Origin of the sequence: Leeia speluncae, assembly GCF_020564625.1 — a bacterium.
GTDB classification, from domain to species: Bacteria; Pseudomonadota; Gammaproteobacteria; order Burkholderiales; family Leeiaceae; genus Leeia; species Leeia speluncae.
Genome location: NZ_JAJBZT010000002.1, coordinates 22905 through 44472 on the forward strand (window position 1 = coordinate 22905; position 21568 = coordinate 44472).

Annotated in this window: 18 protein-coding genes; 11 read left to right on the forward strand and 7 right to left on the reverse strand. The window is 45.7% G+C overall.

Annotated features, from left to right (window positions below):
• Positions 1–306 precede the first annotated feature (306 nt).
• Together LIN78_RS03065 and gcvT are read left to right on the forward strand one after the other, a co-directional pair.
• Positions 307–1707, forward strand: coding sequence for an L-serine ammonia-lyase (locus tag LIN78_RS03065; RefSeq protein WP_227178351.1), 1401 nt, complete (start codon positions 307–309; stop codon positions 1705–1707).
• Between the two features lie 116 nt (positions 1708–1823).
• Positions 1824–2948: a glycine cleavage system aminomethyltransferase GcvT gene (gene gcvT / locus LIN78_RS03070; protein ID WP_227178352.1), complete on the forward strand. Its 1125-nt coding sequence runs from the start codon at positions 1824–1826 to the stop codon at positions 2946–2948.
• A gap of 80 nt (positions 2949–3028) precedes the next feature.
• Here the strand turns inward: gcvT and LIN78_RS03075 are convergent, their stop codons facing one another.
• Positions 3029–4411: a carbonic anhydrase family protein gene (locus tag LIN78_RS03075; protein ID WP_227178354.1), complete on the reverse strand. Its 1383-nt coding sequence runs from the start codon at positions 4409–4411 to the stop codon at positions 3029–3031.
• Between the two features lie 35 nt (positions 4412–4446).
• A complete protein-coding gene (locus tag LIN78_RS03080) occupies positions 4447–5328 on the reverse strand; it encodes a LysR substrate-binding domain-containing protein (RefSeq protein WP_227178356.1) in 882 nt (293 codons plus the stop codon).
• A gap of 125 nt (positions 5329–5453) precedes the next feature.
• On the opposite strand from LIN78_RS03080, the gene gcvH reads away from it, so the two are divergent.
• On the forward strand, positions 5454–5825 hold the full coding sequence (gene gcvH / locus LIN78_RS03085) for a glycine cleavage system protein GcvH (RefSeq protein WP_227178358.1): 372 nt from the start codon (positions 5454–5456) through the stop codon (positions 5823–5825).
• Positions 5826–5895: 70 nt separating this feature from the next.
• Entirely contained in the window at positions 5896–8766 is a 2871-nt protein-coding gene (gene gcvP / locus LIN78_RS03090; protein WP_227178361.1) for an aminomethyl-transferring glycine dehydrogenase, read from the forward strand.
• A 109-nt stretch (positions 8767–8875) separates the two neighbouring features.
• Here gcvP and LIN78_RS03095 read toward each other — a convergent pair whose 3' ends face one another.
• Positions 8876–9592: a substrate-binding periplasmic protein gene (locus LIN78_RS03095; protein ID WP_227178364.1), complete on the reverse strand. Its 717-nt coding sequence runs from the start codon at positions 9590–9592 to the stop codon at positions 8876–8878.
• Between the two features lie 141 nt (positions 9593–9733).
• Between LIN78_RS03095 and murI the strand changes: the two genes are divergently transcribed.
• A complete protein-coding gene (gene murI / locus LIN78_RS03100) occupies positions 9734–10552 on the forward strand; it encodes a glutamate racemase (protein WP_227178366.1) in 819 nt (272 codons plus the stop codon).
• Here the strand turns inward: murI and LIN78_RS03105 are convergent.
• Genes LIN78_RS03105 through LIN78_RS03115 form a run of 3 tightly spaced genes read right to left on the reverse strand, consistent with a single transcriptional unit; the run spans position 10536 to position 13003 of the window.
• Positions 10536–11204, reverse strand: coding sequence for a histidinol-phosphatase (locus LIN78_RS03105; RefSeq protein WP_227178369.1), 669 nt, complete (start codon positions 11202–11204; stop codon positions 10536–10538). The two genes, murI and LIN78_RS03105, sit on opposite strands and share 17 nt — an antisense overlap.
• Positions 11201–11932 carry a DnaA regulatory inactivator Hda gene (gene hda, locus LIN78_RS03110; protein WP_227178371.1) on the reverse strand — a complete coding sequence of 244 codons (732 nt, stop codon included), beginning with the start codon at positions 11930–11932 and terminating at the stop codon, positions 11201–11203. Before hda ends, LIN78_RS03105 begins: the two co-directional genes overlap by 4 nt.
• 3 nt (positions 11933–11935) lie before the next feature.
• Positions 11936–13003 (reverse strand): AI-2E family transporter, encoded by a 1068-nt coding sequence (locus LIN78_RS03115; RefSeq protein ID WP_227178373.1) that lies wholly within the window; start codon positions 13001–13003, stop codon positions 11936–11938.
• A gap of 252 nt (positions 13004–13255) precedes the next feature.
• Between LIN78_RS03115 and purM the strand changes: the two genes are divergently transcribed.
• The 4 genes from purM to LIN78_RS03135 are packed head-to-tail and all read left to right on the forward strand — an operon-like array spanning position 13256 to position 17337.
• Positions 13256–14290 (forward strand): phosphoribosylformylglycinamidine cyclo-ligase, encoded by a 1035-nt coding sequence (gene purM, locus LIN78_RS03120; RefSeq protein WP_227178375.1) that lies wholly within the window; start codon positions 13256–13258, stop codon positions 14288–14290.
• Positions 14291–14295: 5 nt separating this feature from the next.
• Positions 14296–14892 carry a phosphoribosylglycinamide formyltransferase gene (purN, locus tag LIN78_RS03125; RefSeq protein WP_227178377.1) on the forward strand — a complete coding sequence of 199 codons (597 nt, stop codon included), beginning with the start codon at positions 14296–14298 and terminating at the stop codon, positions 14890–14892.
• A 10-nt stretch (positions 14893–14902) separates the two neighbouring features.
• Positions 14903–16033 carry a DUF3108 domain-containing protein gene (locus LIN78_RS03130; protein ID WP_227178379.1) on the forward strand — a complete coding sequence of 377 codons (1131 nt, stop codon included), beginning with the start codon at positions 14903–14905 and terminating at the stop codon, positions 16031–16033.
• 50 nt (positions 16034–16083) lie between these two features.
• The gene (locus LIN78_RS03135; protein WP_227178381.1) at positions 16084–17337 is read left to right on the forward strand and encodes an RsmB/NOP family class I SAM-dependent RNA methyltransferase; all 1254 of its coding nucleotides are present in this window, start codon (positions 16084–16086) and stop codon (positions 17335–17337) included.
• 91 nt (positions 17338–17428) lie between these two features.
• Here the strand turns inward: LIN78_RS03135 and LIN78_RS03140 are convergent, their stop codons facing one another.
• On the reverse strand, positions 17429–18910 hold the full coding sequence (locus LIN78_RS03140; protein ID WP_227178383.1) for a YdgA family protein: 1482 nt from the start codon (positions 18908–18910) through the stop codon (positions 17429–17431).
• A gap of 106 nt (positions 18911–19016) precedes the next feature.
• Between LIN78_RS03140 and LIN78_RS03145 the strand changes: the two genes are divergently transcribed.
• Both LIN78_RS03145 and LIN78_RS03150 read left to right on the forward strand, forming a co-directional pair.
• A complete protein-coding gene (locus LIN78_RS03145) occupies positions 19017–20306 on the forward strand; it encodes a mechanosensitive ion channel family protein (protein WP_227178385.1) in 1290 nt (429 codons plus the stop codon).
• A gap of 56 nt (positions 20307–20362) precedes the next feature.
• A complete protein-coding gene (locus LIN78_RS03150) occupies positions 20363–21553 on the forward strand; it encodes a DesA family fatty acid desaturase (RefSeq protein WP_227178387.1) in 1191 nt (396 codons plus the stop codon).
• Positions 21554–21568 lie beyond the last annotated feature (15 nt).

Genomic DNA, 21568 nt, shown 5'->3' on the forward strand with positions numbered 1-21568 from the left:
GTTGCAGCTAGCAACCTCTCGATAAATAAATATTATAAATCCACCAATCAACAATATTAATTTTACAAATCCCTTTCACCCATCATAAGATGCCATTGAAGCAGTCTGGGTTATTTCACTCAATTCAGATTAACTTCCCAAGCAACCGGTCATGCTGACCAGTGCAGGCAGGAATATGTCGGATAACGAACACACAAAGACGCTAATGTAAGCGATTCTCAGTGCTTCAAAATTCATTCGTATTCGCTGCTAGGAAAACAATAACAATTTAGCAGTGAATGTTGACTATTCACGGAGTTGCACAGCATGAGCATCAGCGTTTTTGACTTATTTAAAATAGGGATTGGCCCTTCTTCTTCGCACACTGTTGGCCCGATGCGCGCGGCTTGGCGGTTCGTGAGTGTGATTGAGGAAGATGGTTTACTAGACGCTGTTAGCTCAATTAAAGCAGAACTGTATGGTTCGCTTGGGGCAACGGGTAAAGGCCACGGATCGGACACTGCTGTTCTGCTAGGTCTAGAAGGCGAATTGCCAGACTTAGTAGATGTTGAGCAAGTAGAAAGCAAGTTGGCGCGTATTCGTAAAGATAACGCTGTCAATTTGATGGGGCATAAAACCATCCGCTTTGTCGAAAAAGAACATTTAATTATGTATAAGCGCCAGAGCTTGCCTTACCACCCTAATGGTATGAAGTTCACCGCTTATGACGCGGAAGGCAAAGAAATCCGCGCAAAGATTTATTATTCGGTTGGCGGCGGATTCGTCGTTAACGAAGAAAATGCAGGTAAAGACCAGTTAAAAGCAGACGATCACTCATTACCGTTTGCTTTTAAATCAGGCAATGAATTACTAGCGTTGTGCCAAAAGCACAATATGCGCATTTCTGACATCATGCTAGAGAATGAAAAATCTTGGCGCACAGAAGAAGAAATTCGTAGTGGCTTGCTAAAAATTTGGCAAGTGATGCAAGGGGCAGTAGAGCGAGGCTGTAAAACCGAAGGCATCCTGCCTGGTGGCATGAAGGTGCGTCGCCGTGCCAAAGAACTGTTTGGCCAGCTAGCCTCTCAACCTGAAGCCGCGCTAAAAGACCCTCTGACCACCATGGATTGGGTAAACCTGTACGCGCTAGCCGTGAACGAAGAGAATGCAGCAGGTGGCCGAGTCGTGACTGCGCCAACCAACGGTGCCGCTGGGATTATTCCAGCCGTCATGCACTACTACCACCGATTTATCCCGGGCGCGAACGATGATGGGATCGTGCGCTTCCTGCTAACAGCAGGTGCGATTGGTATTCTATACAAAGAAAATGCCTCGATCAGCGGCGCTGAAGTTGGCTGCCAAGGTGAAGTGGGTTCTGCATGTTCGATGGCGGCAGGCGGCTTAGCTGAAGTGATGGGACTAAGCCCAGAACAAGTAGAAAATGCAGCTGAAATTGGCATGGAACACAACCTTGGCCTAACCTGCGACCCTGTGGGCGGCTTAGTTCAAGTGCCGTGTATTGAACGTAATGCCATGGCATCGATTAAAGCCATTAACGCTGCACGTATGGCGATGCGTGGCGATGGAAAACATTTTGTATCACTCGATCGTGTGATTAAAACCATGCGTGAGACGGGTGCAGACATGAAACTGAAATACAAAGAAACAGCACGTGGTGGTCTGGCCATTAATGTGATTGAAGTGCCTGTTAACGTGATTGAGTGTTAATTCACTAAGTCGCATTCATCACTGCTGTTGTTTTCAGTTTATTTTAATTAGAAATGGTGAGCAATCTCCCACTGGAGGTTGCTCATTTGTTTAGATAATGACAACTGGAGCTCCAGATGAGTGATACACCCCTCCACCGTACCGCCCTCTACCAACTACACGTTGACCTTGGCGCCAAAATGGTTCCTTTTGCCGGCTACGACATGCCTGTGCAATACCCAATGGGGGTTCTTAAAGAGCACCTTCACACCCGTGAAAAAGCAGGTTTGTTTGATGTTTCACACATGGGCCAAGTGAAGCTTCATGGCCCAAATGCTGCTAGCGCATTAGAAACACTCGTGCCGGTTGATCTCACCACGCTACCTGAAGGCCAACAACGTTATGGCTTCTTCACCAATGAAGAAGGCGGCATTCTAGACGATTTAATGATCACCAATGCGGGCGATCATTTATTTGTTGTGATCAATGCAGGCTGTAAAGAACAAGATATCGCTCACATGCAAGCACACCTCGCTGGCAAATGTGAAATCGAAGTACTTGCAGAACACTGTCTACTCGCACTGCAAGGCCCAACTGCCGCAGCGGCGCTAGCCAAATTAAGTCCAGAAACAGATTTTTCATCTTGGGTATTTATGACTGCACGCACGCTGCAATTAGCAGGCGCCGCATGCTTTGTCACTCGCTCAGGTTACTCTGGTGAAGATGGGTTTGAAATCTCTGTACCAAATAGCCATGCAGAAGCATTAAGCCGTGCCTTGTTGGCATTAGAAGATGTCGCCCCAATTGGTCTTGGCGCGCGTGACTCTCTTCGTTTAGAGGCCGGATTGTGCTTGTATGGTCATGATATTGATACCAGCACCAGCCCAGTCGAAGCTAGCCTTACCTGGGCAATTCAAAAGTCTCGCCGTGCAGGTGGAGAACGAGAGGGTGGCTTCCCGGGCGCAGCGACCATCTTGGCTCAATTACAAAATGGCGTTTCCCGTAAACGCGTTGGCCTATTAGGCCAAGAACGCACCCCCGTGCGTGAAGGCGCTGAAATCGTGAATGCGGATGGCGTGGTGATTGGTAAAGTAACCTCTGGCGGCTTCGGTCCTAGCCTAGGAGGCGTAATGGCACTCGCTTACGTAGAGACAGCTTACGCAGCAGCAGACACCGCCGTATTTGCATTAGTACGGGGCAAACAAGTACCAATGAAGGTGAGCAAAACTCCATTTGTCCCTCAACGCTACTACCGCGGCTAATTCTTTCGCGCTCTGCAGGCAATAAAAAACCTACCAAGTGGTAGGTTTTTTATTGGACTCTCGGCGGCAAGCGCAATCACTTACTCGACAATTTTACGGCCATTCACTTGTTGGATTGGTCGCGCGTTATATGGATAAACGCCGGAGAATGAACCGAACTGCTTAGGTGATAGATTTCCCTGCTCTTTCAGGACAAACCACTGAACGCCCTCTGAGCATGGTGGCGTGGTCAACGAGCCTTCAAAGTGATAGAACGCCTTGTTTGTCGGCAACATTTTTGTTGCATCAAACTTTGCATCTAGGGACTTCTCTCCCCCCTCTTCTCTTGGGATATTGTCAAAAACGGCTTTCAATGCAGCGTTGTCTTTACCTTTATTCAGCAAGACACCAATCACTAACAATTTGCCATCATCAGACTTATGCACCATGTGCATCACCATATCGGATGGTCGTCCATTAATCTGCTCTTCACTTGGCGTATGAAAATGGAACTGCAGTAGGCTGTACTTCTTACCAGCCAACTCAACACCACCTGCCTCTTTCAAATTGACTTGAATCGTGTGTCCATTATTCACAATAGACATTGCGCCAGACTTATAGCCAAAAGAAAGGCTCGGCGCACCTTTAGGATAAGATCCCACCAAGTTAATCGGCGACTGCGTCTTTCCTGCAGAACAAAGTTTCCATTCTGGGTTTAGTTTCGCCCAATATTCGGGACCAGTTTCACCAGAATAACTCCAATGCGGCCCTTCGTGGCCTCCAGCTTTCGCCGTTTCTTTACCACCGCTAGCTGCACCACTCAATCCAAGACAAGCACGTAGCTCATCCATTCGCTTGGCAGGATCACCAGACATCACGCACTTTTTCTCGCCAGAACGGATTTGTTTAACGCCTTCAGAAATTTTAACCTTATCACCTTCTAGCGCAGACTTTTTCGCTTTTAGCTCTTCAATCTCCGCCTTCAGTTTTGATGCCTCGTCAGACAGTGTCAGCATTTCGCTTTGCTTTTGCACATCTAACTGTAACTGACCAACTTCATGCTTTAGCTTTTCTGCTTCAGCCTTTAAGGCAGCCTCATCATTCCCACCATGACCAGACTCTGCGGCAGCCGCACCATGTTCTGCATTTTTGGTTTCACCATGTCCAGCAGGTTCTGCTCCATGTGTATTTGCAGCGTGCTCATCTGTTTGATGACCATCCTGCTTTCCTTCCTCTTTTTTATGCTCACCTTCTGCGGCATGCCCACCCTCTTCGGTCGCATGGCCTTCTTCTGCGGATTTTCCTTCATGCTTCGCAGGGGTATCGTGCCCACGAGACAATAAAAACCCAACCACCACACTAATAATAATCAGCAGTACACCACCGCCGATTAATCCATACATCAGCAGCTTTTGCTTTTTGCTTTTTGCTACTGCCTCTGGCGCAGGTACTGGCGTCGCCTCTGGCGCTTTTTCTTCTGACATATTGCTCCCTTTCCATCGCTAAAGCAGCCTACAGTTTATAATGCTGATGTGACACTGCTAGTCGTTGTCGCCAATCTGGCAGACATAAAATCAACCAATCCTAATACAGCACCATTCGCCTTGCTTTGATCATAGTGCAAATGTACACGGATGCCAGGCAATTTAGGCATTTTTTCTGCCTCCCCCAACACGCGAACGCCATCTGGTACCGCACTTTTAGCCAATACGGTGACACCTAGCCCCGCCAACACACCAGCTTTAATACCACCAAAGCTAGGGCTAGTGTACGCAATACGCCAAGGACGCCCCATCTGCTCTAGCGTTTCTAAGATACGTTGACGATATACGCAACCAATCGGAGCCACAATCAAAGGCAATGGCGACTTACTATAAACCGCATGCTGTGGGCTTCCCACCCACACCAACTCCTCTGACCAACCTTCACTCGTCGTTTTTACTTTGCTAGACGTATGTAGGCCAAATACTAGGTCGTACTCTCCTTTATCTAGCTTCGCTAAAAGATGCGTTGATAATTCGCATCCCACTTCCAACGTCACATCAGGATAACTCTGAGAAAACTTTCCCAAGATATCAGGCAAAAATGAGTCGGCAAACTCGTTAGGCACCCCCAAACGCACCACCCCAGATAAGCTCGACTTGCCCAGTCTTGCAAACGCTTCATCATTTAGGTTCAAAATAGAGCGTGCATAAGCGAGTAGCACCTGCCCCTCTTCAGATAACTGAAAACTTCTTCCTGTTCGTTGAAAAAGAGACACCTCGACCAATTCTTCTAGTCGTTTAATTTGCAAACTGATTGCCGGCTGGGAACGACCAAGCAGATCACCCGCATTCGAGAAGCCGCCCTGATCAATGACTGTCACAAAGGTTCGCAGCAGATCGGTTGGAAGGTTTTTCACATGCGCCTCTTTTATTTATATTATAAATCTAATCATTATAACTATTGATTTGACTTATATATCACAAAGCCGTATTTTTCGCACTTAACCTCCCCACAATTGTTCAGATTAAAAAGGCAAACATCATGACAGTTCGTTTTACAGAAGATCACGAATGGCTACGCCCTGAAGCAGATGGCTCTGTGACTATTGGTATTACTCACTACGCACAAGATTCTCTAGGAGACTTGGTATTTGTAGAGTTACCGGAAGTAGGTAGCACTGTTGAAGCTGGTGACGCAAGCTGTGTGATCGAATCCGTAAAAGCCGCTGCCGATGTAAAGATGCCAATTAGTGGCGAAGTAGTTGCAGTAAACGAAGCACTAGTAGACAACCCTGCGCTAGTGAATGAAGACCCTGAAGGCGAAGCATGGTTTGTTAAACTCAAACCAGCAGCAGATGCAAACATTGAGCAATTGATGGATGCAGATGCTTACAAAGCATTTATCGGTCAGTAATTATTGAATACTAGATAAGGCCGCCACTTCTGCGGCCTTGTTGTTTTTATATCACTTGGAGTGATATCAGATGCCAAACACCCCACTCTCTCTTACCGAACTAGAACAACACGACGCATTCCAGCGCCGTCACATTGGCCCATCGCGCAATGATCAAACCGCAATGCTTAGCGAGCTTGGCTTTGACTCAATGGAAGCGTTCATTTCTTCAATTGTGCCAGCGAATATCCGCCGTGAAGCAATGCCACTTCCTGGCCCACGCACAGAAGCGGAAGTATTGGCCGAGCTAAAAGAAATCGCTAGCAAAAACCAAGTATTTAAGTCTTACATTGGCATGGGTTACTACGGCACACATACCCCAGGTGTTATCCAACGCAATATCTTGGAAAACCCAGCTTGGTACACCGCTTACACCCCCTATCAGCCAGAGATCTCTCAAGGTCGTTTAGAAGCCATTCTAAACTTCCAAACCATGATCACTGACATGACCGGCATGGACATTGCCAACTCATCGATGTTAGATGAAGGCACTGCAGCAGCCGAAGCCATGACGCTTGCTCAACGCGCAGGTAAAAGCAAGTCTAATGTGCTTTACATTGCGGCAGATGTGTTGCCACAAACCATCGCGGTTGTTGAAACACGCGCCAAGCCAATTGATGTAGAAGTACGTATTTTTTCTGGTAACGAACCACTAGAAAACGATTCTTTCGCCGTCATCTTGCAATACCCAGGCGTCAATGGTGATGTCCGTGATTACGCAGAATGGGTTCAGTCATACAAAGCACGCGGTGGTTTAGTCATTGCGGCGGCAGACCTGCTTGCCTTAACGCTACTGACCCCACCGGGCGAATGGGGTGCGGATATCGTTATCGGTACCTCACAACGCTTTGGCGTACCAATGGGCTTTGGTGGCCCGCATGCAGGTTACATGGCAACAAAGGACGAATACAAACGTCAAATGCCTGGCCGTTTAGTGGGTGTATCAATTGATAGCCAAGGTCAACCCGCTTACCGTCTAGCACTACAAACTCGCGAACAACATATTCGCCGCGAAAAGGCAACGTCGAATATTTGTACCGCCCAAGTATTGCTAGCAGTGATGGCAAGTATGTATGCCGTTTACCATGGTCCTAAAGGACTGAAAGTCATCGCTCAGCGTGTTAACCGCCTAACCAGTATCTTGGCTAGCGGACTGAAGCAACTCGGTTTCACTATTTCCAACGATACCTACTTCGATACTCTGACCGTGCAAACTGGTGCGCGTACAGAAGCCATTGTTGAAGCAGCCCAACAATTACGTCTTAACTTACGTAACGTTGGCGCAGATCAACTAGGTATCTCTCTAGATGAAACCACGACTCGCCAAGACATTGAAGCGCTATGGCATGTTTTTGCGCCACAAGGTGCAGACCTACCAGAAATTACCGCACTAGAAAACGTCACCGCGAGTTTCTCTGACAAGCTAAACCGTACAAGTAGCTATCTAGATCACCCAGTCTTCCATCTCTATCACTCAGAGACAGAAATGCTGCGCTATCTACGCCGCTTGGCCGACAAAGACTTGGCGCTTGATCGCACCATGATCCCGCTTGGCTCATGCACCATGAAGCTAAACGCAACGACAGAGATGATCCCTGTTACATGGCCTGAATTTGGTCAGTTACACCCATTTGCACCCGTGAATCAAACCGAAGGCTATTTGGTCATGATTCGCCAGTTAGAAGAGATGCTTGCCGCTGCTACTGGCTACGCAGCAGTGTCTATTCAGCCAAATGCAGGTTCTCAGGGTGAATACGCTGGCTTGTTAATTATCCATGCTTACCATGAAAGCCGTGGCGAAGGGCATCGCAATATTTGCTTGATTCCGTCTTCTGCACACGGTACGAACCCTGCGTCTGCACAAATGGCAGGCATGCAAGTGGTCGTTGTGAAGTGCGATGAGCAAGGTAACGTTGATATTGCAGACCTGCGTGCCAAAGCAGAGCAGCACAGCGCCAATTTAGCCGCCATCATGATTACCTACCCATCTACACACGGTGTATTTGAAGCGGGTGTTCGCGAAATTTGTGACATTGTTCATCAGCATGGTGGTCAAGTGTACGTTGATGGCGCGAACATGAATGCGCAAGTTGGCCTATCTGGCCCGGGTTTATTTGGCGGCGACGTCTCTCACCTAAACCTACACAAAACCTTCTGCATTCCGCACGGCGGAGGTGGACCAGGTGTTGGCCCTGTTGCAGTAGGCGGTCACTTAGCTAAATTCTTGCCAGGCCATCCAACACTAGACAATAGCGCAAGTAATATTGGTCCAATCTCTGCCGCGCCATTTGGCTCCGCTAGCATTTTGCCAATTTCTTGGGCCTACATTCGTATGATGGGTGGTGATGGTCTAACCTACGCCACTCAAAATGCCATCTTGGCAGCAAACTATGTGGCGAAAAAACTAGCTCCATACTACCCGGTACTTTATAGCGGCCCAGGTGGATTGATTGCTCACGAGTGCATTTTAGATCTACGTCCAATCAAAGACAGCAGCGGTATTTCTGTTGATGACGTTGCAAAACGTCTAATGGATTTCGGATTCCATGCACCAACCATGAGCTTCCCTGTTGCAGGTACCTTGATGGTTGAGCCAACCGAATCAGAATCAATTGAAGAACTCGATCGTTTCATCGAAGCAATGATCGCAATTCGTGAAGAGATTCAAGCGGTGGAAGATGGCAAACTACCAAAGGACAACAACCCATTGGTTCACGCGCCACACACAGCAGAAGTTGTCTTGTCTGATGCATGGGATCGCCCATACGCACGCGAACAAGCAGCTTATCCAGTGAAGCGTTTACGCCAGCAAAAATACTGGCCACCTGTCGGACGTGTCGACAACGTCTATGGTGATCGCAACTTATTCTGCAGCTGCATTCCAATGAGCGACTACGAGTAAGCCTTGCGAATAGCCGGAACCTAACGCTTTAGTCATCCGGCTAGTACAAATAAAAATGGCGCCATCTAGACATGGCGCCATTTTTTTATGATTGATTCGATTATGCCGATCACTTTGCCTCGGCGATTGCATGTGCAGCAATCGCAGAAAAATTACCATCTTTACGCGCATCTAGTAATTTCAAATTAAATCGTGTCAACAGTTCGCGCATATTCATCGATTTAGGAAATGCCACATAAGTCGAAAACTCAGCCAAGGGTAATGGCTCTGCCGTGATATCCGTTGTGCTATCTAAAATAATTTGCGCCGATTGTTGAATCGCTAACATGACATCAACATGGCGAGCACGAAGGGCTTTCATCCCTAATTCGTCACTCGGCAATTCATACGCAGTAAACAAGCCACGTTTTCTTGCCTGATCAAACGCATCTCCGTAACTCCAGCCGCGAATCACACCAACTTTCAGCCCATTAAGGTCGGCAACAGACTTGAAGTGAATGGGTTTCATCGTCAAGTGATACACTAAAATTCGTTCGACAAATAACGGCGCACTGTAATCCAACCAGCTTTCCCGCTCAGAAATCCGATACAACCCTGCAATCCCCATTTTCCCAGCTCTCGCACTCGCAAGTGCTCTTGGCCAAGGAAGCGGGGTAATCACCACTCGGCTTCCCATTCTAGCAAACACATGTTTAATCACATCCGGATAAAAACCTTTTGCCACCCCGTGAGATGCATACATAAATGGTGGATTTTCTGTATCGACAGCAATCTGGAGTGGCGGTGCGGCCCAGACGGCAATCGGTGAAAAGCACAATAACGCCATCCACAGACACCATAATTTAGTAGCAAAAATTTTAGTTGCTCTGCTCATATCAAATTTACGAAATAGATCGACAACACAACATACAAAAAGTAAGCGCTTAACACTATAATCAGCGCTAAATGCAATTAATAAGATTGGCACATGGACGCACGAAACCAACCTATTGGAATTTTTGACTCAGGACTTGGCGGCCTATCGGTTCTTCAGCACCTGAACGAACAAATGCCACTCGAACACTACATCTATGTCGCCGATTCTGCCAATGTGCCTTACGGAACAAAATCACCAGAATTTATTGTAGATCGGGCAAAAAAAATCTGCGATTTTTTAATCGCCCAACAGTGTAAGGCAATCGTCATTGCCTGCAATACGGCAACGGCTGCCGCCGCAAAATACCTAAGAGCACACTACCCGCTTCCTATTATAGGAATGGAACCTGCAGTCAAACCAGCAGCATTGCAAACTCGCAACAAAAAAATTGGCGTTCTAGCAACAGAAGGAACGTTAAAAAGCACGCAATTTGCCGCACTCTTAGATAGATTTGGCAACGACATTGAAGTTCACTCGCAACCATGTCATGGTTTGCCAGAATTAGTGGAAGCAGGGGAAATAGACACAGAGAAGACGAAAGCACTTTTAGGCAAATACATGCGACCGATGTTAGATGCCAACGTAGACACCATCGTGCTCGGCTGCACACACTACCCATTTTTAGCCGCAACCATCAACGAGATCGCGGGTAATCAGGTATCACTTATTGATACTGGCCTAGCCGTCGCAAGACACACGAAAGATCGGCTAGCCGCAGAGGAATTGCTTAGATTAGCGACGCCAATCCTAGAAACAGCACGCTTCTATACAAGCGCGCCCTCAGAAACAACCAATCAGGTAATCTCTCGATTATGGGGCAAAGAAAGCACCGCGCAATCCTTGCCCGATGCACTTATGAGCGCAAGCTAATCACAGGCCATCCATGCACTTCTGCATGCTCAGCCAAGGTAGCGTCTGGATCAACAGCAATCGGGTGATTTACCAACTTTAACAAAGGCAAATCATTCATGGAGTCACTGTAAAACCACGACTCACCAAATGAGGACCAAGAAAGGTTTTTCTCTTCCAGCCAGCTTTCCAAGCGCGTAATTTTGCCCTCTTTAAAACTTGGCACACCAGTAGACTTTCCTGTGTAGCGGCCATCTTTAATTTCCGCCTCAGTCGCAATCAGATAAGGCACATTAAAAGCCTTAGCAATTGGTTCCGTCACAAAGCGATTTGTGGCGGTAATAATCATCACCAAATCACCCGCAGCCAGATGGCGTTCCACCAATGATTTTGCCTTTTCGCTCATCATTGGGCGAATATAATTCGCCATAAACTTTTCATGTAAGGCCGCTAACTCTTCCATTGAGAACTGGGTGAGCGGCGCCAATGCAAAAGCTAAATAATCATCAATATTCAATGAACCATCACAATATTGCTGATAAAAACGATCATTTGCCACCTTTGATTCTTCTGCGTCCAAAAGCCCTTCATCAATTAGAAATTGATTCCACGTCTTGTCACTATCACCGGCTAACAATGTATTGTCTAAGTCAAATAACGCTAAGTTTTTCATGAAAAAATCAACATATCTTCTTGTTTAGGGTTTTGGTCAACCTCCACTCGCCTTTGTAGTACCTGTCTAACAAACGAAAGCGTGATGGGGCGTTTTAAGGAAAGAGATAACTGATCTAACTGCGATAACAACTGCAGTAAAGATGGTAAATCGCGGCGGTAATGAATGAGCATGTAGTCCACCATTTCTGGTGTTAAATCAAAGCCCTTTTCTTTGGCATAATGCTGTAGGGCAAGAGACTTTTGCTCATCACTTAACCCATTCACTCGATAGCTCAAGCCCCATCCTAACCGAGTCACCAAGTCATCTCGCAAATCTAACTGGGCGGAAGGTAATGGGCCACTAGTTAACATCGCACCACCGCCCTCTTTCAGACGGTTGTATAAAGCAAAAATGGCAATTTGCTGCGAGGGATTCAATCTAGTGACATCATCGACTGCCACATAGGCATTCTCAGGCAAACTATCTGCTTCCACCTCTAACAACAAGTCATCTTGCAAATAGCAGGTGACAAATCCTTGCTCGGCAGCCGCGACCAATGAAGACTTCATTAGGTGAGTTTTGCCACATCCAGCCTCACCCCAGAGATAAATAAAACGATCAGACGCCGACTCCCTCGACCAAGCAGACAACATTTCAACCACTTCGTGATTCTCGCCAATCACAAAGTTATCAAACGTAGCCTCCTCATTCGGAACAAGATCGAGCGTTAACTGCTTCAAAGACATTATTTACGACTGCCGATAAAATTCACTATTAATATATGCTTTTTTGGCATGCCTTAATGCAACCAACACACATGCAGCCATTGGTAACGCTAACAACACGCCAACAAATCCAAACAACTGGCCAAACGTCATTAAGGCAAAAACAACAGCGACGGGGTGTAATCCAATACGCTCCCCTACCAACCACGGGGTCACCACAAACCCTTCAATGAACTGTCCAACGCCAAACACCAACCAGACAGCAATCAACGGTTGAATATGATCAAACTGGAGTGCACCGGCTAATGTTGCCAGTAATAAACCAATCGCCATTCCAATATAGGGAATAAACACCAATAAGCCAGCAATTAATCCAATGGAAATCGAGAAATCCAACCCTGCGATCGACAGGCCAACACTATAGAGCACAGCCATCACCAACATCACCGACAACTGGCCTCTCAAAAACTCACCGAGCACTCGGTCTGCATCACCCGCAATCAATGAAACCGTCGGCAATACTCGCTTAGGAACAAGTCCCGAAATGCGCCGAATGAGCGATTTCCAATCACGCAAAAAGTAAAACATCACCAATGGAATGATCGTCAAATTCGCTAAGGTGCTAAATACTGCCGCCGTCCCTGTCTTAATAGACGGCAACAAGCTAATTGCCAACACTTTCACTTGAGATAGATTCGCTGTGATCCATGTTTGAATCTGTGCAGCATCAAGTGAAACAGGTGTACCTAACCAATTTGATAAGGTTGGAACTAATTGATTTTCAATCCAAGCACCTACTGCTGGCATCATATCAAGCAAAGACGCTACCTGACGATATATCATCGGCAAGATCAGCATCATTAAAGCAAGCATGATCACCACTAACAGCAGCATGACTAGCAGGCTAGCGATCGTAGGAGAAACCTTCCACTTTACTAGCCGATCACACAATGGCTCAAGAATATAAGCAAGGATCCCCGCAACAACAAATGGCGTCAGCACCGAGCCAAGCAGCCAAATCAGTGCAAATAGTCCGACAAAGGCAACAGTTAACCAGATTGAAAATGAAAGAGCGGGACGAGTTGGCTGCATTCGGGTACAATTCGGGGCAAAAGAATGCCTGTTAGTCACAGATTACTGATTATTCCATAGTTCGATACGTTTGGGCGACTGATTATGGAACATATCATGACAATCAGATTTGATTGTTACCTTATAAAGACAATATAGGTACCAACAAGTGGAAACATGCGTTGGCGCAATAGAAAACCAAATACCCTTTGTTTTTTAGAAATAGCGAACTGGCAACCAAAGCCACCAGACAGCTGAAAGAGAGATTTCATCTTGACGACCACTTCATTGACTTATCGTGATGCAGGTGTTGATATCGACGCGGGCGATCAACTAGTAGAAAACATCAAGCCACTTGCAAAGAAAACCATGCGCCCAGAAGTGCTCACTGACATTGGTGGGTTTGGTGCACTTGTTGAAATTAGCAAAAAATATAAAGAACCCGTCCTAGTTTCTGGCACCGACGGTGTGGGTACCAAACTTAGACTAGCATTCGAACTAAACCGTCATGACACCGTTGGTATCGATTTAGTCGCAATGAGCGTTAACGACATCTTGGTTCAAGGTGCAGAACCGCTATTCTTCTTGGACTACTTTGCTTGTGGAAAACTAGATGTAGCGCAAGCAACCGATGTAGTAAAAGGCATTGCAACGGGTTGCGAACAAGCTGGTTGCGCACTAATTGGTGGCGAAACCGCTGAAATGCCAGGCATGTACCCTTCTGGCGAATACGACCTAGCAGGTTTTGCGGTTGGTGTTGTTGAAAAGTCTAAAATCATCACCGGCAAAACCATTGCCGAAGGCGATGTAGTACTTGGTTTAGCATCCAATGGCGCTCACTCAAACGGCTACTCACTAATCCGTAAAATTATTGAGCATAGCAATGCCGACCTAGAAGCAGACTTCTACGGAAGAACATTATCTGCAGCCATCATGGCACCAACCCGCATTTATGTAAAACCATTATTAAAACTAATGGAAAGCATTACGGTAAAAGGCATGGCACACATTACTGGTGGTGGCTTGTTAGAAAACATTCCACGTGTATTACCAGAAGGCCTAACTGCAGAATTGGTTGCAGGAAGCTGGCAGTTGCCAAAACTATTCGAATGGCTACAAAAAGCAGGCAATGTAGACATGAATGAAATGTACCGTGTATTCAACTGCGGTATCGGTATGGCTATCGTTGTTTCTGCTGCAGACGCTGACAATGCAGTTCGGATTCTAACCGAAGCAGGTGAATCAGTTAGCCGCATCGGTCGCATTCGCCCACAGTTAGTTGGCGAAGCACAGACACTAGTGGTTTAAGCAGCATGAAGAAGGTGGTTGTCCTTATTTCTGGTAGAGGCAGCAACATGCAAGCACTGGTTAACGCCAACTTGCCATGTGAAATTGCTGCCGTTATCAGCAACAAAGAAGATGCAGGGGGGTTAGCGTTTGCCGCCACCCGCAATATTCCTACCGCCGTCCTTTCTCACAAAGGCTTTTCTAGCAGAGAAGCCTTTGATGCAGAAATGATTAAACTGATCGATAGCTATCAACCAGACTTAGTCGTACTGGCTGGTTTTATGCGTATTCTTTCTGCTGACTTTGTTAATCACTATCAAAATCGCTTAATCAACATTCATCCATCTTTACTTCCGTCATTCAAAGGCCTGCATACTCATCAGCAAGCATTGGATGCAGGCGTAAAACTACACGGATGTAGTGTGCATTTTGTGACTGCAGAACTAGATCATGGGCCAATCATTGCGCAAGCAGCAGTACCTGTCTTACCAGACGATACCGAAGATAGTTTAGCCTCTCGTGTACTGACACAAGAACACATCATCTATCCTCAGTCAGTGAAATGGTTTGTTGAAGACAAACTAACCATCTTAGAAAACGGAACTGTCCGCATTTCTCACTGACCAACCTCAGATGAAACCATTTAAGCGGCTGCTGATTGCAGCCACTCTTTCTCTACTTATCCATTCATGCGCAATAGTCAGCGAAGTCGTCATATTGCCGGACTGGGCAACCTCCGAGCAAAAAGTCTTAAAGACACGTCTGTTGAAAGCAACAAAAAAACTTTCTATTCAGCAGACAGAAGCAACTCATAAGGGCATCACGGCAGGCATCGCTTCGTCCGGACAGTCGAAATCCGGCAGCAAAAAAGAAGGTGTCGCATCTGAAGAAAAAAAACAACCAAGTAGCACAGAAAAGTTGGCCAGCAAAGAGACGCCTGCGTCTACTAACGCCCAACCAGAAAGCACAGCCTCCAGTCGCGTAGCCTCCGTTGAACATCCAGCATCAAAACCAACAGACACAAAACCACTGGCAAAAGAAAATGTAGCATCTGTTGCGGATATAAAAACGGGCAGCACAAAACTAGCAAAATCTGATGAACAACGTTTCCCAAATGAAGGGAAAGCCGTATACAGACTAAAAGGCTCTTCGATAGATGCACGCCAAACTTGGTCTGTCACAAAAGATGGCTACACAGTAGAAATGAAGATGGCCCTCTTTAATAAGAGTGCGCATTACATTAGTAAAGGCAAAATTACGGATGAAGGGATCGCACCGGATTCTTTTGCAGACATTAGAGATGATAACGACACACCGAAACATATTGCAGAGTTTGATTACAAAGCGCGCGAACTTCGCTATGGAGAACCAAACCAACTCACCACCGAACCGCTCGCACCCAATACACAAGATATTCTCAGCATGGGATATCAACTAGCAGTACAATTAAGTCCAGGAACGTCGATTGATTTGAATCTCGTCACAGGAAAAAAACTCTATAAAATTAGATTTTCCGCGGATAATGAAGAAGAGATAGACACACCAGTTGGCGTCATTCGATCCGCCCACGTGAAAGGTAAAGAATTAAATGGCAACAGAGAGTTTGATATTTGGCTCGACTTAGACCACCAAAACTTTCCCGTTCGCCTAAAAGGAATCGATAACAATGGAAAAGCGGTAGATCTGCAGTTAGTGGGATTAACCTTTGGTCAAAAGACCATCTATCGCTACCAAGATTACCAATATCCAAGTAGTCGAAAATAACCATCAAACACGACTACTCTACATCACTCTTAGCATATAGAAATGAACCTATGAACGCCCAACTGTTTCAACAAGCTAGTCAGGCACTGTCTCAGATTAAAACATTTAAGCACCCTGCTGATGTGAGCCTGAGCTATTTTTTCCGCAACAACCCACAGCTCGGTCAACAAGATCGAAACTGGATTGCAGAAACCGTATTTGGTCTTCTGAGAAATAAAATCTGGATTGACTGGCGAATTGGACCATCTAGTGGCCGCCAACAGTTGATTGCTTATTTCCGCCTCGTAAAAGGGTTGCCACAAAAAGAATTGGCCACCATTTTACGAGAAGAAGACATTGAATGGCTCAAGAAAGCCATGGAGCAAACGCCAGCTGAAATGCCAATTTCAGCACAAGCCGAGTTGCCAGAGTGGGTCTGCAGTCGCCTAAAGGCACACATGCAGGATGCAGACATTATTCAAATTGGTCGCGGCATGAAAGAAAGCGCTCCGCTAGATTTGCGCATTAACACCTTCAAAGCTCAGCGTGCGATTATTGAAGCACAGTTACAAAAGTCGGGCCTAGAATACTCAGCAACACCATTCTCTCCTTTCGGTCTTAGATTAAAAGGCAAGCCAGCCATCCATAAACACCCTGCGTTTGTTCATGGTGATGTTGAAGTTCAAGATGAAGGCAGTCAAATTCTGGGGCTATTGGTCGCACCAAAGCGCCAAGAAATGGTCGTAGACTTCTGTGCTGGGGCGGGTGGAAAAACACTACTGCTTGGCGCAATGATGGCTTCTCAAGGCCGTCTATATGCATTCGATGTTGCAGAAAAGCGGATTAACAATCTAAAACCACGCTTAAAGCGCTCTGGCCTATCGAATGTTCACCCGCAGTTAATCACCAGCGAAAACGATCAGCGAATCAAACGCTTAGCAGGAAAAATTGATCGTGTTTTAGTCGATGCGCCTTGTAGTGGTTTGGGTACGCTAAGAAGAAATCCAGATTTGAAATGGCGCCAAAATGAAGTTGGACTAGCTGAGATTCTTCAAAAACAGAAAGCCATTTTGCAATCCGCTGCTCGATTAGTAAAACCAGGCGGCAGACTCGTCTATGCAACTTGCAGCATTCTTCCGGAAGAAAATGAAGATCAAATCACTGCATTCTTAGAAAAGAATCCTGATTTTGAAATTACATCCGCTAAAGAGGTTCTCGAACAACAACGTGTAGAGTTAGATACCGGCGATTTCTTAAAACTATACCCACACCAGCATTCTACAGATGGCTTCTTCGCGGCCATCCTTACTAGAAAAGCAAGTTAACGCAAATCTAGATAAACAAAAAGCCAAGCATCATGCTTGGCTTTTTGTTTATCTGAGCAGTTAATTACCTTCGCAATTACACACTCATCTCTTATTGTGCAGCATCTTCTGCAGGCGCCTCATCCGCAGCTGGAGCCGCAGGAATACTTGGCGCCGCACCGCCCATCAACATAGGCAATGGAATTTCTTTGCCATTAACAAACAGCTTACCCGCTTTCCAAACTGCTTTTGTGCTTAGCATGCCAGATTTTCTTAATGCAAAACCTTGAGCAATCAAGCCTTCAATTTGCTGATCTACCATTGCAGATGCATCCGCAGGATTATCTAACCCCATTTTTGCACCAATACCTTTAGTTGCGATATCACGAGCAATTTTCTCAGGGAATACAACGTCCACACCGGCATCTAGCTTTTGTAGCAGCGACATTGGCTGCTGAATTTCACTACCATCAAAACCATTGATTTTGGCATGCGCCTCAATCTTGGCTTCACCTTCAGGCAACTGCAGGCTAATACGATCAATCTTAAATTCAGGTGTTTGCTTCAACAATGGAATTCCATGCTGCATCAACACACCAATCATCATGCCTTGCACTTGTTCAGGCGCAATTTCTTGCTTCTGGATTTCATTTAAAGCATTGGATAATTTCGCTAAGGTTGCGCCATGCAAATGATTCAAGCTGACATCATAGTGAGCAGGTCCATATGACTTCCCTTTCACCGATACTTTATCTACACCCAATTTGACAGCGACATCCAGAAACTCACCAGCCTCTTTTGCATCTGCACTGTAAGTGATTTTATCAATCTGAACATTTTGATCTGGCGCTTTGGTGTTGGCAAAATTAATGCCAGCAATTTCAAAGCCTGCCTTACCAATCATCAGGTCTTCAAATGCCTTGTGGTTATCACCAGTAAAGGTCATTTTACCAACCTTTAAGGTTTCCCCATTTTTTCCAGTCGCATTTAAACCTTCACTGAGGAATTCGTATTTGTTATTACTGTAATCAGCTGCGTAATTAACTTTGCCTTTTAAGCCAGACCACTGAATGGTTGCTTCACCATTCGGGATTGCCTTAGTAAAACCAGGGCTAGAAATATCCATCTGACCATCACCAGACCAACCGACGAGTGTCTTGATGGTCAGCGGTGCTTGATCACCAAACACACTTGTTAGCGCCTGCTTAACTTGTTCTGGCCAAACGATCTCAGTATCGACAATGGCACGACCTGTCGCAAAGCTCCCAGAAGAAATGCCTGGGAATGGGCCATGATGAATCGTTTCACGTACAGTCAGCTCCAGCGGAGGAGCATCTGCTCCGTAAGTTTGGAGCGCTTGACGATAGCTATAAGCAAGCGTACCGCTTAAAGCAACCTTCCATTCACTTGTAGAAGTAAACAATCCGCGGTGAAATTCAGATTTCACCACTTTTAAATAAGCTTGTTTGTTCAAAAATGCATGATAATGCTCGTATTGGGCTTCAACTTTCCCGCCCAGCCACCAAGATGTACCAGTATACAAAACAACTGCTGCAGCTAAGCCTGCAACGGGGAACAGAACTTTTTTATTCATTGTCAAAACGCCAATGCATTGATATAAAACGTTATGTTATCAAATCCCTGTCACAAACACACGAAAATGACAGAGAAATTATCCACCAACCATCTATATTTCATAAATGAGCGCACCTCTCTACAACATTTTAGACGCATCTGAAGTTAAAGACCTTTGGCTTGATTTATCAGAAGGACTCTTCAAAGCAACGCAACTCCGGCAGATTTTGATTATTTGTGTAGCGATAACACTCGCATTTACCTTACACCGCCTATTTCGCCCCAAGAACCAAAGCTCAACGAAAACCATCAGTCTTTATGGTTTTCATCGTGTCCTGTTCCCAATCGCTGCACTACTGGTCGTAGAAACTGGCAAACACTTCCTTCATCCGCACCAGTCAGTTCGGCTACTCAATATTGCGACCTCACTCTTAATTGCCTTAACAATCATCCGCGCAGCGGTGTATTTCTTGCGAAATATTTTCAATGAGAATAAATGGCTACGGATATCCGAAAAAAGTCTAGTCAGCACCATCTGGCTAGGCTTTGCACTGCATATCACTGGGCAACTACAATGGATCATCCATACATTAGATGAACTCAGCATTCCCCTCGGAAAACACAGTCTCTCTTTATTAATGCTAATCAATGGGGCGCTTTCCATCAGTATTACACTGATTATTGCCCTATGGGTTGGCCGGACATTAGAAAGAAGAATTCTATCTTCTGACGTATTAGATAGTAGCCTCAGAGTCATGTTGGCAAAGCTCAGCCGCGCCTTACTCTTAGTAATCGGCGTAATGATTGCCTTGCCATTGGTTGGCATCGACCTCACCTTATTTTCTGTGTTTGGCGGTGCGCTAGGTGTCGGTCTTGGATTGGGCTTACAAAAGATTGCAAGCAATTACGTCAGCGGGTTTATCATCTTAATGGATAGATCTATTCGTCTTGGTAACTTTATCACTGTCGATAATAAATATGGCGAGGTAACAAGACTAACTGCAAGGTATCTAGTATTGAGACAGTCGGATGGAACCGAGGCAATCATCCCCAATGACACACTCATCACCTCTGTCGTTTTGAATCATTCATATAGTGATCAAAACATGCTGGTACAAATCACCTTGCTGATTGCAAATAACAGCAATATTCAGCTTGCTCAGCAAATTATGTCTAACGCCACAAAATCTCACCCTCGCATTCTCCAAGTTCCCTCCCCTAATGTGGTTTACAAAACCATTCGACATGAAGGGGTGGAGCTAGAACTCAGTCTTTGGCTATCCGATCCGCAAAATGGCACCGGGCAGTTACGCTCAGATTTATTACAAGAGATTCATGCACAGTTCAAAAGTAATCAAATCGAATTAGCCCCTATTACAACAGCTATATTTAACTCGACAACAAAAACCACATAACCATCAAATTTTATGTAGAATCATTGGTTTAGTTACTTTACAGGCAATCTAAAAGTATGGCATATCTGAATGGTCTGATCGACCTTCCTTGGTGGGGTTATATCATCGTCACACTCGTGATGACGCACATCACAATGGCTGCTGTCACTATCTACCTACATCGCCACCAAGCACATCGCGCACTAGAATTACATGCAATTCCATCCCACTTTTTCCGCCTCTGGCTATGGCTAACGACAGGGATGCAGACGAAGCAATGGGCCGCTGTTCATCGTAAACATCATGCACGCTGCGAGAAAGCAGAAGACCCGCATAGTCCATGGGTATACGGCATCAAAACCGTCCTATGGGAAGGTGCTGAGTTATATAGAAAAGAAGCGCGCAACCAAGAAACACTCGTCAAATTTGGCAAAGGAACACCTGACGACTGGATGGAAAGAAACGTCTACACCCGATTTGGTACCGGCGGCATTACGATGATGTTCATCATTAACATCACGCTATTTGGACCTAATGGCATTTGGATGTGGGCAACTCAAATGGTATGGACACCATTTTTTGCCGCAGGTGTCATCAATGGACTAGCACATTGGTGGGGCTACCGTAATTTTGAATGTGAAGACAAAAGCACCAATATCTTCCCATGGGGTATTTTGATTGCAGGCGAAGAACTTCACAACAATCACCATACCTTTGGCACCTCGGCAAAACTCTCTTACAAATGGTATGAGTTTGATATTGGTTGGATGTATATCCGAATCCTATCTCTACTCGGACTGGCTTCAGTGAAAAAGTCCATTCCAGTAACAGAGGAAATCCCAACCAAACAAGTTGCTGACAAAGATACATTAGAAGCGATCATCTCTAGCCGTTACATTATTGCGGCAAAATATGCACGCAGCCTAAAACATATTTGTGCGGAAGAGATTCAACGACTGCAAGCACATGCAAAATTACCGAATGAATTAGACTGGACAAGTTTTAAACGCTGGTTAAAACAAGATGCAAAAGACACGCCACAGCACGAGCACCAGTTACTCAGTAATGTCCTTTCCAACAGCCCATTACTGCAAACGATTTACTCCATGAGACAAGAGCTAACTGGATTATGGGAACGGTCAAGTTTAAGCCCTGATCAACTTTTGTCAAAGCTTCATGATTGGTGCCATAGAGCAGAGGGCAGCAATATACCTGAGCTAAAGCACTTTTCATTAAAGCTTCGCCAGATTGCAATGCGCCCGGCCTAAGAGACTGAAATTAGC

Excerpts from the sequence above, each read along its gene's own strand:
- LIN78_RS03065 (WP_227178351.1), top strand. The coding sequence starts at position 307 with ATGAGCATCAGCGTTTTTGACTTATTTAAAATAGGGATTGGCCCTTCT.
- gcvT (WP_227178352.1), top strand. The coding sequence starts at position 1,824 with ATGAGTGATACACCCCTCCACCGTACCGCCCTCTACCAACTACACGTT.
- LIN78_RS03075 (WP_227178354.1), bottom strand. The coding sequence starts at position 4,411 with ATGTCAGAAGAAAAAGCGCCAGAGGCGACGCCAGTACCTGCGCCAGAG.
- gcvH (WP_227178358.1), top strand. The coding sequence starts at position 5,454 with ATGACAGTTCGTTTTACAGAAGATCACGAATGGCTACGCCCTGAAGCA.
- gcvP (WP_227178361.1), top strand. The coding sequence starts at position 5,896 with ATGCCAAACACCCCACTCTCTCTTACCGAACTAGAACAACACGACGCA.
- LIN78_RS03095 (WP_227178364.1), bottom strand. The coding sequence starts at position 9,592 with ATGGCGTTATTGTGCTTTTCACCGATTGCCGTCTGGGCCGCACCGCCA.
- murI (WP_227178366.1), top strand. The coding sequence starts at position 9,734 with ATGGACGCACGAAACCAACCTATTGGAATTTTTGACTCAGGACTTGGC.
- LIN78_RS03105 (WP_227178369.1), bottom strand. The coding sequence starts at position 11,204 with ATGAAAAACTTAGCGTTATTTGACTTAGACAATACATTGTTAGCCGGT.
- hda (WP_227178371.1), bottom strand. The coding sequence starts at position 11,932 with ATGTCTTTGAAGCAGTTAACGCTCGATCTTGTTCCGAATGAGGAGGCT.
- LIN78_RS03115 (WP_227178373.1), bottom strand. The coding sequence starts at position 13,003 with ATGCAGCCAACTCGTCCCGCTCTTTCATTTTCAATCTGGTTAACTGTT.
- purN (WP_227178377.1), top strand. The coding sequence starts at position 14,296 with ATGAAGAAGGTGGTTGTCCTTATTTCTGGTAGAGGCAGCAACATGCAA.
- LIN78_RS03130 (WP_227178379.1), top strand. The coding sequence starts at position 14,903 with ATGAAACCATTTAAGCGGCTGCTGATTGCAGCCACTCTTTCTCTACTT.
- LIN78_RS03135 (WP_227178381.1), top strand. The coding sequence starts at position 16,084 with ATGAACGCCCAACTGTTTCAACAAGCTAGTCAGGCACTGTCTCAGATT.
- LIN78_RS03140 (WP_227178383.1), bottom strand. The coding sequence starts at position 18,910 with ATGAATAAAAAAGTTCTGTTCCCCGTTGCAGGCTTAGCTGCAGCAGTT.
- LIN78_RS03145 (WP_227178385.1), top strand. The coding sequence starts at position 19,017 with ATGAGCGCACCTCTCTACAACATTTTAGACGCATCTGAAGTTAAAGAC.
- LIN78_RS03150 (WP_227178387.1), top strand. The coding sequence starts at position 20,363 with ATGGCATATCTGAATGGTCTGATCGACCTTCCTTGGTGGGGTTATATC.